12 protein-coding genes are annotated in these 12,427 nt (G+C 43.2%); all 12 read left to right on the forward strand.

Annotated elements, in window-relative coordinates; translation table 11 throughout:
* Positions 1-1,619: VENN motif pre-toxin domain-containing protein (locus CVP04_RS12300; RefSeq protein ID WP_207761596.1), on the forward strand; the 1,619-nt coding region annotated here is incomplete at its 5' end.
* 2 nt (positions 1,620-1,621) lie between these two features.
* Positions 1,622-2,317: a hypothetical protein gene (locus CVP04_RS00010; RefSeq protein WP_100295483.1), complete on the forward strand. Its 696-nt coding sequence runs from the start codon at positions 1,622-1,624 to the stop codon at positions 2,315-2,317.
* A gap of 47 nt (positions 2,318-2,364) precedes the next feature.
* On the forward strand, positions 2,365-3,396 hold the full coding sequence (locus CVP04_RS00015; protein WP_100295484.1) for a hemagglutinin repeat-containing protein: 1,032 nt from the start codon (positions 2,365-2,367) through the stop codon (positions 3,394-3,396).
* A gap of 298 nt (positions 3,397-3,694) precedes the next feature.
* Entirely contained in the window at positions 3,695-4,867 is a 1,173-nt protein-coding gene (lpxB, locus tag CVP04_RS00020) for a lipid-A-disaccharide synthase (protein ID WP_100295485.1), read from the forward strand.
* Positions 4,864-5,457 carry a ribonuclease HII gene (gene rnhB, locus CVP04_RS00025; protein ID WP_100295486.1) on the forward strand — a complete coding sequence of 198 codons (594 nt, stop codon included), beginning with the start codon at positions 4,864-4,866 and terminating at the stop codon, positions 5,455-5,457. Before lpxB ends, rnhB begins: the two co-directional genes overlap by 4 nt.
* 42 nt (positions 5,458-5,499) lie before the next feature.
* Positions 5,500-7,365, forward strand: coding sequence for an SLC13 family permease (locus tag CVP04_RS00030; protein WP_423738284.1), 1,866 nt, complete (start codon positions 5,500-5,502; stop codon positions 7,363-7,365).
* 51 nt (positions 7,366-7,416) lie between these two features.
* Positions 7,417-7,995 carry a molybdopterin adenylyltransferase gene (gene mog, locus CVP04_RS00035; protein WP_100295487.1) on the forward strand — a complete coding sequence of 193 codons (579 nt, stop codon included), beginning with the start codon at positions 7,417-7,419 and terminating at the stop codon, positions 7,993-7,995.
* A 30-nt stretch (positions 7,996-8,025) separates the two neighbouring features.
* A complete protein-coding gene (gene glnB, locus CVP04_RS00040; RefSeq protein ID WP_100295488.1) occupies positions 8,026-8,364 on the forward strand; it encodes a nitrogen regulatory protein P-II in 339 nt (112 codons plus the stop codon).
* A 3-nt stretch (positions 8,365-8,367) separates the two neighbouring features.
* Positions 8,368-9,435 (forward strand): AI-2E family transporter, encoded by a 1,068-nt coding sequence (locus CVP04_RS00045; protein ID WP_100295489.1) that lies wholly within the window; start codon positions 8,368-8,370, stop codon positions 9,433-9,435.
* A gap of 173 nt (positions 9,436-9,608) precedes the next feature.
* A complete protein-coding gene (gene rlmN / locus CVP04_RS00050) occupies positions 9,609-10,724 on the forward strand; it encodes a dual-specificity RNA methyltransferase RlmN (RefSeq protein ID WP_100295490.1) in 1,116 nt (371 codons plus the stop codon).
* 38 nt (positions 10,725-10,762) lie between these two features.
* Positions 10,763-11,317, forward strand: a complete 555-nt coding sequence (gene pilW, locus CVP04_RS00055; protein WP_100295491.1) for a type IV pilus biogenesis/stability protein PilW — start codon at positions 10,763-10,765, stop codon at positions 11,315-11,317.
* A gap of 134 nt (positions 11,318-11,451) precedes the next feature.
* Positions 11,452-12,426, forward strand: a complete 975-nt coding sequence (locus tag CVP04_RS00060) for a RodZ domain-containing protein (protein ID WP_100295492.1) — start codon at positions 11,452-11,454, stop codon at positions 12,424-12,426.
* Position 12,427: the final 1 nt, after the last annotated feature.

Raw genomic sequence — 12,427 nt, forward strand, 5'->3', positions numbered from 1 at the left:
TTGATATTGATAAGATTAAGGAGCAACAAGAAACCGCAAAAATTGCCGGTGAGCTTGCTGCAACCTTTGCTGGCGATATTGCTAAACAACTCGAATGGGAAGACGGCAGTTCGAAGAAAATTGCCTTACATGCTGTCGCCGGCTTTTTAGCGGCTAAAGCGAGTGAGGGTAACGGCTTAGTCGGAGCGACTGCTGGTGCAACCTCGGAATGGATAAATACGGAAGTTGCAAATTATCTCACTCAACATTATCCGAATCTTTCGACAGAGGAACGTAATGCGATTCAACAAGCCAGTGCAATAGGCTTAGGGACATTGGTCGGTGCTGTTGTCGGTAAAAATAGCGATGACTTAAAACAGGGAGCATTGACGAGTTTTAATGCAGAGAAATTTAATCGGCAGTTGCATCCGACGGCAATCAGCTTAATCCGTGACAATGCCAAAGCGTTTGCACAAGAACAGGGGATAAGTGAAGAAGAGGCGAAACGCCTTTTAATGGAAGAAGCATTAAGAGGTGTATCTGATGATGCGGCACATCTGAATGAAAACCAAACGGCGCGAGCTTATCTCAACCAGCTGCAAAAAGAGGCGAATGACAGTAGTTTATTTGCGATTTTAGACCGCACTTCGGCAGAATATAAAAACAGTTTGATTTATGCAGACCATGTTAAATTGAATCAAGATATGTATAACTTGGTGAGTAAAAAAGGGAGTTATAATGCGGATACCACAGATTTAATTTTAAGGAGTGCCTTAGGCGAAGGTAAAAGTTATTACACGGCAGCGGGCAAATCGACGGCAACGCAGGTTTTTGCGGATGCGCAAGATAAAATGCGAGAGTATCAAGCGCAAGTGGAAAAACTGCTTAAGCAAGATGATGAAAAAGCCGATAAACAAGTGGTAGATTATATTAAACGAGCAAATGAGTTAAACAACAGCTTGTACAACAGCTACCCGAATGCGAATCACCTATATGATTTATCGGAAATATACGACATCAATCATCCTTATGGAAAAACTGCGATAGCAGGGATTGCGGAAGGGTATGGCGAAGGTGTTATCGGATTAGGCGCGAAGGGGCTTGTTGGGAAATATAATACGCCGATTGTGGGTGAAACGACTAACTATGGAAAAGCCAAATTCGTTTACCGATTTGATGATAATTTTGAATCAATAATAAATTCAAAAGGAAATCCGAAAGCACATCTTAATGAAAATGGAGATTTATTGCCGGCAAATATCAATGGTAAAGGGAGTATTGAAGCTCATATAAGAGGAGGAAATTCTAAATATTCGCCATATATTTCCTTTACGGATCCTGTGAATGCACAAGATCCTAAAAATTACGGAAAAAATAAAATAACCGTTGATATTAATCGATTAGAGAAAGATATTACTGACGGCAAACTTTCAGATACTGAGATCCTTCATCATGATTCATTAACTGAATATCTTAATAATAGATTAGAAGAGGCAAGGATTAGATATATAAGTAATCCGACACCTAATAATAAAGACAGATTAGAACGGTCCTGGCAAGATTTATCAAACTCCAAACGAGATGGTGAGTGTTTAATTAAAGGTTGCCTCCCTTCTAATTATATTATTAAGGAGAAATAAAAATGAATGTTAATGAAATTGATGACTTATTATATTCAATTCCTGAGCAAATAGACTACACTACAATTATTGATGAAGTCGATCTTGAAGATATTCCTAAGGAAAGAGTTAATAAATTAATAGATATTTTAAATAATTATTCTAACTATGAATTTTATCAGGTTTTTAAAGCTGGTGGATTATTATGTCATTGGGGGATTGAAGAAGGCTTTATATATATATCAAATTTATTACTTTCTTCAGGTCAAGAGTCAATAAGAAAGGAGTTTTTGGAAGGGTATGATTATAAATATATTTTAAGTGCTATTCAGGGGTATATTGTCTGTAAAATTCATACAGAAGAAGAATCTATAGCAAGAAATAAAATATATCCTTGTATTAAAGAGATAATTAATCTTGCTAAAACTAAATTTTTTAGTATTGCTGGATTTTATTACTTAATATTTGAACGATATAATGAATATGTTCCATTAATAGAAGATTACCTTGGTTATATTATTAAACACCCTCAGGAAAATTATTGGAATATCCATGATACTACAAAGTTATTGCTTAAAATGAAATCGAATGTTGTTGAAAAGATTTTTGAAGAAAATGGAAAGCAATTATCTGATTTTGGTTTAGAAGAGAATTCTAATTCTCCATCAAAAAAAGAAGAGAAAAAAGAAAAGGGATATTTTTGGTGGTTAAAATGGTAATTAGATATTGCAACAGAAAAAGATATTAAACGAAAGACAGAAATTGAATGTATACGACACAACACACCCGAATCGAGGCAAATGAAATCGACTTGATTGCGGGCAATCAGCTAGAAGCCGTCGGTATTGAAGCGGTGGCACAAGGCGATATGCGTTTAAGCGCCGATAACATCCATTTGAAAGCCGACACCAATGCCCGCCGTGAACATTATGTGGTCGAAACGAAAAAATCGGGTGTGTTCTCGGGCGGCGGATTGGGTATTACTATCGGTTCGCAACAAGGCAAACAAGCGCACCAACAAGCCGGTTGGACACAATCGGACGCACGGGCAACCTTGGGTAGTTTAAACGGCTCGGTGTCGATTGAGGCGAATAATCGCGTACAGCTTACCGGCACGGATGTGATTACGCCGAATAACTTGACGATTAAAGGGTACAGCATTGACATTGACGCCGGCAAAGACCGTATTGTGTCAACGGAAAGCCGTGAAGTTAAACAATCCGGTTTAACCCTTGCGCTGTCTTCACCGGTGACGGATATGGCACTTAAAGCGCAGCAAAGTTTAAAACGGGCGAATGAAGTAAAAAGCGACAAACTCAAATCCCTTTACCAACTAAAAGCTGCCCAAGAAGCGGCGCTTGCGGCACAATCCGTCGGACAAGTGGCGGAGACACTTTCGGCATTAACAAACAATACAATGCAACAAGGGGAAGTGCCGAACCCAAGCGTAAAATTGTCCCTCAGTGTCGGTGCGAGCAAATCCAGTCAACACAGCCACACGGAACAAGTGATTCATCGCGGCAGCGAGCTTACTGCTGGCAATTTGCAACTTAGCACCACGGAAGGGGATTTAACGGTAAAAGGCTCGAAACTGCAAGCCAATCACACCGCACTTTCCAGCGGCAATGATATTAACCTCCTTTCCGTCCAAAACGAATACCACAACCGCACGGACAGTAAAAACAGTGGCTGGAGTGCGGGTGTGTTTGTGGGTGCAAGCGGTATTGCCACAGTGGAAGAAAATGCTGGTTACATTATCTTGGGTTTGTTGGAATGCAATTTTATTTGCAGTGGATAAATTGAAATAGAGATCGTGAATGACGTGATTGAATTTTTGTGAGCAATGAGAAATTATATTTTCAGCGTATTGCAATCGGAGTATTTTTATTTGAAGTGATTTGCTAATATTAGCGAATTGGAGCAAATTCCTCACCATTATATTCGTTGTTATAATGAAAGGCGGATTCAACTGAGCTTAAAATTTGGGCTTTATAGATTATCGGTTTCAATATTCAAGTTAAATTATCTGTCCTGATTTTGGGAAGTAAAGCACTTTTTGGCAGATTAAGTGCGTTTTTTTTATAGAGAGAAATAATATGGAACAAATGGATTATTCACCGACCATCGCTATTGTCGCTGGTGAAGTTTCCGGCGATATTTTGGGTGCCGGTTTGATTCGCAGTTTGAAAATCAATTATCCGAATGCGCGTTTTATCGGCATCGCCGGTCAACAAATGTTGGCGGAAGGTTGCGAAACCTTGGTGGATATGGACGAAATTTCGGTAATGGGCTTGGCGGAAGTGGTGAAACATTTGCCGCGCTTATTGAAAATCCGTCGTTTGGTGATTAACCGAATGTTAGCGGAAAAACCGGATATCTTTATCGGTATCGACGCGCCGGATTTTAATCTGGATATTGAATTAAAATTGAAGCAAAACGGCATTAAAACGATTCATTATGTTAGTCCTTCCGTGTGGGCGTGGCGGCAAAAACGGATTCATAAAATCGCTGCGGCAACCGACTTGGTGTTAGCATTTTTGCCTTTCGAAAAAGCCTTTTATGATCGATTTAACGTGCCGTGCCGCTTTATCGGACACACAATGGCGGATGCGATTCCGTTAAAACCGAATCGCGTGGAAGCTTGTTCGGCACTGAATTTGGATCCGCAACAGCGTTATGTGGCGATTTTAGTCGGTAGCCGTGGTGCGGAAGTGGAATTTTTGACCGAACCGTTTTTACAAGCGGCAAAATTACTCAAAGAAAAGTATTCGGATGTGCAATTTTTAGTGCCGTTGATCAATGAAAAACGACGCCGACAATTCGAACATATTCGCGCCGAAGTGGCGCCCGATTTACCGCTAATCTTGTTAGACGGCAACGCACGGCAAGCAATGATCGCCGCGGATGCAACGCTTTTAGCCTCCGGCACGGCGGCATTGGAATGTATGTTGTGCAAATCGCCGATGGTGGTCGGTTATCGAATGAAACCGCTAACCTATTTCTTAGCCAAACGTTTAGTCAAAACCAAATATATTTCATTGCCGAATTTATTGGCGGACGAAATGCTCGTGCCGGAAATGATTCAAGAAGAATGTTCGGCGGAGAAATTGGCGGCGCAATTATCCCGTTATTTGGATCCGGAAAAAAGTGCGGTGCAATTTCGCCATAATTTAATTCAGTGCTTTACCGATTTGCATAAATCCATTCAATGCGATGCGGATAAACAAGCGGCATTGGCGGTGGTGGATTTATTGGAGAAAAAAGAATGACGACATTCGTTTACCCGAATTACGAACTAATTGCCGGCGTCGATGAAGTCGGGCGCGGACCTTTGGTCGGCGCGGTGGTGACGGCGGCGGTCATTCTCGATCCGAATAATCCCATCGAAGGCTTGGTGGACAGCAAAAAATTGTCGGAAAAAAAACGCCTCGCCTTGGCGCAAGAAATTAAGCAAAAAGCTTTAACGTGGAGTTTAGGACGCGCCGAGCCGGAAGAAATCGATCAATTAAATATTCTTCACGCTACAATGTTGGCAATGCAAAGAGCGGTCAAAAATTTAAAAATTTCACCGCACTTTGTGTTAATCGACGGCAATCGCATACCTGAGCTGCCGATGCCGGCGCAAGCGGTGGTGAAAGGCGATAGCCTTGTGGCGGAAATCAGCGCCGCGTCTATTCTCGCTAAAGTCGCCAGAGATCAGGAAATGGCGGAATTGGATCGCCTTTATCCGCAATACGGTTTTGCGCAACACAAGGGTTATCCGACCCAATTACATTTAGAACGTTTGGCGCAATTCGGCGTTTTGCCGCAGCATAGAAAGAGCTTTTCTCCTGTTAGAAATGCGCTAAAACAAGTATAATTAATATTCATTTGGAGTCGTCGCAACATAAAGGAGGTAAGCGTGAATTTATCGACATTTTGGCAACAAACAGTATTGGAAACCCCGTTATTTTGGGTGGTAACATTTCTGATTGTCGCGGTGATTTTATTCGTGCGCAATAAAATCCGGATGGATGTCGTGGCATTGTTGGTAATGCTTGCCTTTAGTTTGAGCGGTATTTTAACCGTCGATGAAGTGCTTGCCGGATTCAGTGATCCCAATATCGTTTTGATCGCGCTGTTATTCATTGTGGGAGAAGGATTGGTTCGCACCGGCGTGGCATATCAAGTCAGCGAATGGCTGATGAAAGTGGCGAAAAACAGCGAAACGCGCGTGTTGGTGCTGTTAATGTTAGCGGTCGCCGGATTGGGATCCTTTATGAGTTCGACCGGCGTGGTAGCGATTTTTATTCCGGTGGTGTTGGTGATTTGCCAACAAATGAATATTTCGCCGAAGCGCTTGATGATGCCGTTAAGTATCGCCGGATTAATCAGCGGGATGATGACCTTAATCGCCACTGCACCGAATCTTGTGGTGAATTCCGAATTGATTCGCACCACCGGCGAGCGCTTGAGTTTCTTCTCTTTTACGCCGATCGGCGTGGTAATTCTGGTGATGGGCATTTTATATATGCTGCTGACGCGTCGCTGGTTGGCGGTGTCGGATGATGAACAAAACCTACCGATAAACAAACATTCGATTCGTGATTTAATCGAAACTTATAAATTACAAGATCGCACCAAACGCTTTGTGGTGAAAGCCGGTTCGGATTTTATCGGTCAACCTTTGGAAGAATTGCATTTGCGTTCCAATTATGCCTTGAATGTATTGGCGATCGAACGTTGGAAACATTTCAGACCGATATTTCTCGCGTCCTCTTTAGGCAAAGCGGAAATTAAAGAAAAAGATATTTTATTGATTGATATTAGCAATCCGGAATTGGATCTCGCCGAATTTTGCCAAAAACACAATTTGGAACCGGCGGAATTGCGCGGTTATAACTTCAATCAGCAATCGAAATTAATGGGAATGGTGGAGGTCACGCCGATTCCCGACAGCGATTATCTCGGTCGCAGTGTCGCGGAAGTGCGTTTTCGCTCCCGCTACGGATTGAATGTGATCGGCATTAAGCGTAACAACGAAATTTTAACCGGCAATTTGGTAGAAGAACCGCTAAAAGCCGGGGATTTATTGTTGGTGATCGGCGCGTGGAAATTGATTCAAGATATGCGCAATAAAACCAAAAGTTTCTTTGTGTTGGATTATCCCGCCGAGATCGAACGTGCCGCACCGGCACAAAGCCAAGCACCGCACGCATTATTTTCTATTTTTACAATGGTTGCACTGATGGTGAGCGGAATCGTGCCGAATGTGGTCGCCGCCTTAATCGCTTGCTTATTATTGGCGAAATTCCGTTGTATCGACGCCAAAAGCGCTTACAGTTCGATCCATTGGTCAAGCCTGATTTTGATTATCGGAATGATGCCTTTTTCCATCGCATTACAAAAAACCGGCGGGATCGATTTAATCGTCAACTTTATGATTAGCACCGTCGGCGGAATGGGAAAACATTGGATTTTAATCAGCTTATTTATTTTATCCGCTGTGATCGGGCTGTTTATTTCCAACACGGCGACCGCGATTTTAATGGCACCTATTGCGATTTCAATGGCGCAGCACTTGAATTTATCCGCCGTGCCTTTTGCGATGACCGTTGCCGTCGCCGCCTCCGCTGCCTTTATGACGCCAATTTCTTCGCCGGTGAATACAATGGTGCTGGGACCGGCGAATTATAAATTCGGCGATTTCGTGAAAATCGGCGTGCCTTTCACGATTTTAGTGATGTTGGTGACAATATTTTTAGTGCCGGTACTTTTCCCGTTTTAAATAACATTGTAAAGTGAACCCTCATTCAACAAGGAACGGAGTAAAGCGTTTATGCAAACAAATTTAAAAATCGGCTTGGTCTCGGTGTCGGATCGCGCCTCACAGGGCGTGTATCAAGATCAAGGCATTCCCGAATTGCAGCAATGGTTGGCGCGCGCGTTAGCGGAGCCTTTTGAACTGGAGACGCGTTTAATTCCCGATGAACAATCTTTAATCGAACAAACCCTTTGCGAATTGGTGGATGTACATCATTGTCATTTGGTGTTAACCACCGGAGGAACCGGCCCGGCAAAACGCGATGTGACACCGGATGCGACTTTGGCGGTGGCGGATCGCGAAATGCCCGGTTTCGGCGAACAAATGCGCCAAGTCAGCTTGCATTTCGTGCCGACGGCGATTTTGTCCCGTCAAGTTGGTGTTATTCGCAAAAACAGTTTGATTTTAAACCTGCCCGGTCAACCGAAAGCGATTAAAGAAACCTTGGAAGGTGTGAAAGACGAAAACGGAAACGTGTTGGTGAAAGGTATTTTTGCCGCCGTGCCTTATTGTTTACAGCTGATTGACGGCATTTATATCGATACGCATCCCGATGTTATCGAAAGTTTCAGACCTAAATCCGCCAGACGATAAAAGTGCGGTCAAAATTGAAGGAAGATTAAAATGAAAAAAATCGAAGCGGTGATCAAACCCTTTAAATTGGATGATGTTAGAGAAAGTTTGTCCGACATCGGTATTACCGGAATGACCGTTACCGAAGTGCGCGGTTTCGGGCGCCAAAAAGGGCACACTGAACTTTATCGCGGCGCGGAATATATGGTGGATTTTTTACCGAAAGTTAAAATGGAAATTGTGATTCCCGATGAATTGTTAGATCAATGCATCGACGCCATTGTCGAAACCGCACAAACCGGCAAAATCGGCGACGGTAAAATCTTCGTGTATGATGTTGAACGCGTTATCCGCATTCGCACCGGCGAAGAAAACGAAGAAGCGATTTAGTTAATGGAAAAACATTCGACCTTAATCCGACTATTGGTCGGCATTGCGGCATTGGTGATTATTCTTGCCGGCATCAAATCGGCGAGCGAAATCGTCGTGCCGTTTTTGCTTTCCTTATTTATCGCGATTATTTGCTCGCCGATTATTAACTTTATGACCAAACGAAAAGTGCCGCATTGGCTGGCGATCACTTTGCTTTTCGTAATGATTCTAGTGATATTTTTCTTCTTGGCGGGCTTGATCAATAGCACGGCGAGAGAATTCACCCAATCCATCCCGCAATATAAAGTGCTGCTTTCTCAGCGCTTAAGCGATATTTTGGCGTTAGCGGCGAAATATAATCTGCCGTTTTCCGTATCGCGCGAGCAAATTATGGAACATTTTGATCCGAGCGTCTTGATGAATTTCGTTAGTCGTTTCGTGTTCAGTTTCTCCGGCGTAGTCACCAATGTTTTCGTGCTGTTTTTAGTGGTGATTTTTATGCTGTTGGAAGCGCCGAATGCAAAATATAAATTATCTTTAGCACTAAGCGCGGATAATCGCCTCGCGCAACACGAAATTTACATTGATCGCATTTTGCAAGGCGTGATCAGTTATTTAGGCGTGAAAACGATCATTAGCTTAATCACCGGTATTTTAATTTTTATTTTGCTCAAAATCGCCGCGGTGCAATATGCGATTTTATGGGCGACCTTGGTGTTTTTGTTTAATTACATTCCCAATATCGGCTCGATTATCGCCGCCGTGCCGATTATCGTTCAAGCCTTTTTGTTAAACGGATTTGCCACCGGTTTCGCCGTTTCCCTCGGCGTTATCGGCGTGAATATGGTGATGGGCAATATTGTCGAACCGAAAATGATGGGGCGTAAATTAGGGCTTTCCACCTTAGTGGTCTTTTTATCTTTGTTGTTTTGGGGCTGGCTGTTGGGAACGGTGGGAATGTTTCTTTCCGTGCCTTTGACAATGGTATTGAAAATCGCTTTGGAAGCGGATCCGCACACGATGAAATACGCCGTTTTATTGGGCGAAGTGGAACGATCTCACCAACAAACCGTCGCCGATAAAAAATAATCTCAAAAATCACCGCACTTTTTTGAGTTTTGCGATCAAAATCACAAAAAAGTGCGGTGGTTTTTTCTTTTGTTTTGCGGATTAACGCAAAATTGCTAGATTAATTGGCGTGAAATCAGTACAATCGCTGCCTATTTTTCAGCTTGCCGCAAGGTGTAATAACGAGGCACATTATGTCAAACAAAATTAATTTAATGAATTTAACCCGCCAACAAATGCGCGAATTTTTCAAAGAGTTGGGGGAAAAACCGTTTCGCGCCGATCAGTTGGTGAAATGGATCTATCATTTCGGCGAAGATAATTTCGACAATATGACCAATATTAACAAGCAGTTAAGAGAAAAACTCAAAGCGGTCGCCGAAATTAAAGCGCCGGAAGTGGCGGTGGAACAACGTTCGTCGGACGGCACGATCAAATGGGCGATGCAAGTGGGCGATCAACAAGTGGAGACCGTGTATATTCCCGAAGCGGATCGCGCCACGCTTTGCGTTTCGTCACAAGTGGGCTGCGCATTGGCGTGTACTTTTTGTTCTACCGCGCAACAAGGTTTTAATCGCAATTTAACCGTATCGGAGATTATCGGACAAGTTTGGCGCGCCTCGAAAATTATCGGCAATTTCGGTGTTACCGGCGTGCGCCCGATTACTAACGTGGTAATGATGGGAATGGGCGAACCTTTGCTGAATGTCGCTAACGTGGTACCGGCAATGGAAATTATGTTGGACGATTTTGCTTACGGCTTATCAAAACGCCGCGTGACCTTATCCACTTCGGGCGTGGTGCCTGCGTTGGATAAATTACACGAAATGATCGATGTTGCCTTGGCGATTTCACTGCACGCGCCGAATGACGAATTACGCGACGAAATCGTGCCGATCAATAAAAAATACAATATCAAAATGCTGATCGATTCGGTTAATCGTTATCTTAGCGTTTCTAATGCCAATCACGGCAAAGTGACGATCGAATATGTAATGTTGGATCATATTAACGACGGCATCGAACACGCGCATCAATTAGCGGAAGTGCTTAAAAATACGCCCTGTAAAATTAATTTGATTCCGTGGAACCCGTTCCCGCAAGCGCTTTATGCGAAAAGTTCGAACAGTCGAATCGATCGTTTCCAGAAAACGTTGATGGAATATGGTTTTACCGTGATTGTACGCAAAACGCGCGGTGACGATATTGATGCCGCCTGCGGGCAATTAGCCGGCGATGTGATTGATCGAACCAAGCGTACCGCGCAGAAAAAACGTTTTGGCGATGAGATCAGCACGGTGAAAATGTAACCTTTCAATCTTAACCGTTCAATAAAAGGAGAGTAAAAATGCAGCAATTAATCGGCAAAATATTATTGATTAGCGGAATAATTTTTTTCCTCTCCGCTTGCGTTTCCGGTTCTTCGACGAATTCGACGGATTTTGATCGCCGGCAAGCAGCGAAAGCGCGCGTCGAATTAGGCTTAGGTTATTTAAATCAAGGCGATACGGCGTTGGCGAAACTCAATTTGGATAAAGCCCTAAGTTATGCGCCCGATTATTATTTGGTGCATTCCGCGCTTGCGTATTTCTATCAGCGTCAAGGGGATACTCAACGGGCGCAAGAAGCATATTTGAGCGCAATTAAGGCAGATTCGCAACAAGGTGACGTATTGAATAATTACGGGGCATTTCTTTGCGCTCAAGGCGAATATTCCCAAGCTTATCAACAATTCCGGCAGGCACTGGACACGCCGAATTATTATAATCAAGCGGATACTTACGAAAATATGGCGCTTTGTGCTTCAGCAGAAAAAAACACCGCACTTTATCGCCAATATCTTGATTTATTAAGCAAACAAGCGCCGGAACGAGCGAGAGCGTTGGCAAAAATCGCCGAATAATTTTTTCCGGTTATCTTATTGTTTTTTTATCGGCTTTTTTGTTTTGCTGTTTTATAATAATGCCTTGCAAAACAAGCCTGACGACTTTAAACTTTAGCATTTACATTAACCTAAAATAAGAAACCCAAATCTCTATGACAACGCCAACAACTCACCAAGAACAAACCGAATTAAGCCTCGGCGAGCAATTTCGTCGAGCGCGCGAAGCGTTAAATCTTTCTTTGGAGGATGTGTCCGAACGTATTAATTTACGTCCTTCCATTTTACAACACCTTGAAAATAATGAATTTACGCACAAATCCATTCCGTCAACTTTTATGAAAGGTTATGTGCGTAATTATGCGAAATTTTTACGTTTGCCGGAAAGTGCGTGGGCGGGCGTAATTGCGTCGGTCAATGAAACCACGCATAACGATTTGGGTAAAAATGCGCGCGCGACTAAAGCGGTGAATCAATATTCTTCGCATAATCGCTGGGTCGGTTCTATTACCGCGCTTGTACTGTTGATTGTGGCGGGAATGACGGCGTTATGGTGGTGGGAAAATTACCAACAATCGAATGCCGAGCGTGACAGTTTAGTGCAAAGTTATGTGGAAAATACGGAAAACAATGTCTCGCCGGCAGTGGTGGAAACCATTGAAACGCCGGCTGTAGCCAATGATAATGCGCAAACGAGCGAAGTTGCACCGTTAACGGCGGAAAATGCCGTTAATTCGCCGATGCCTGAGACGGAAAATAATGCCGTACAAGAAGAAAACACGCCGTTAACATCCGCGCAAACCTTGCAAACGGAAATGGATAAAATTAACGGTACCAATACGGCGGAAGTCGCGCCGGATCAACAGGCGAGCGAAACTGCAGCAACATCTGCGGTTAGTGGGGATTTGCAAATTGAGATTACCGGCACGAATTGTTGGATCAGCGTAAAAGACGCCAATCGAAAAGTATTGGCACAAAAAGAATACAAACAAGGTGAAACCTTGAGTTTTAACCAAGGTGCGCCTTATTCCTTAATTATCGGTGCGCCGGGCAACGTCAAAATCACCTATAAAGGTGAAGTTTATCCGTTAAAAGTTGACGGGCGTGTTGCGAAATTTAAATTACAATAGA

Source organism: Caviibacterium pharyngocola (genome assembly GCF_002795405.1).
Classification (GTDB): domain Bacteria; phylum Pseudomonadota; class Gammaproteobacteria; order Enterobacterales; family Pasteurellaceae; genus Caviibacterium; species Caviibacterium pharyngocola.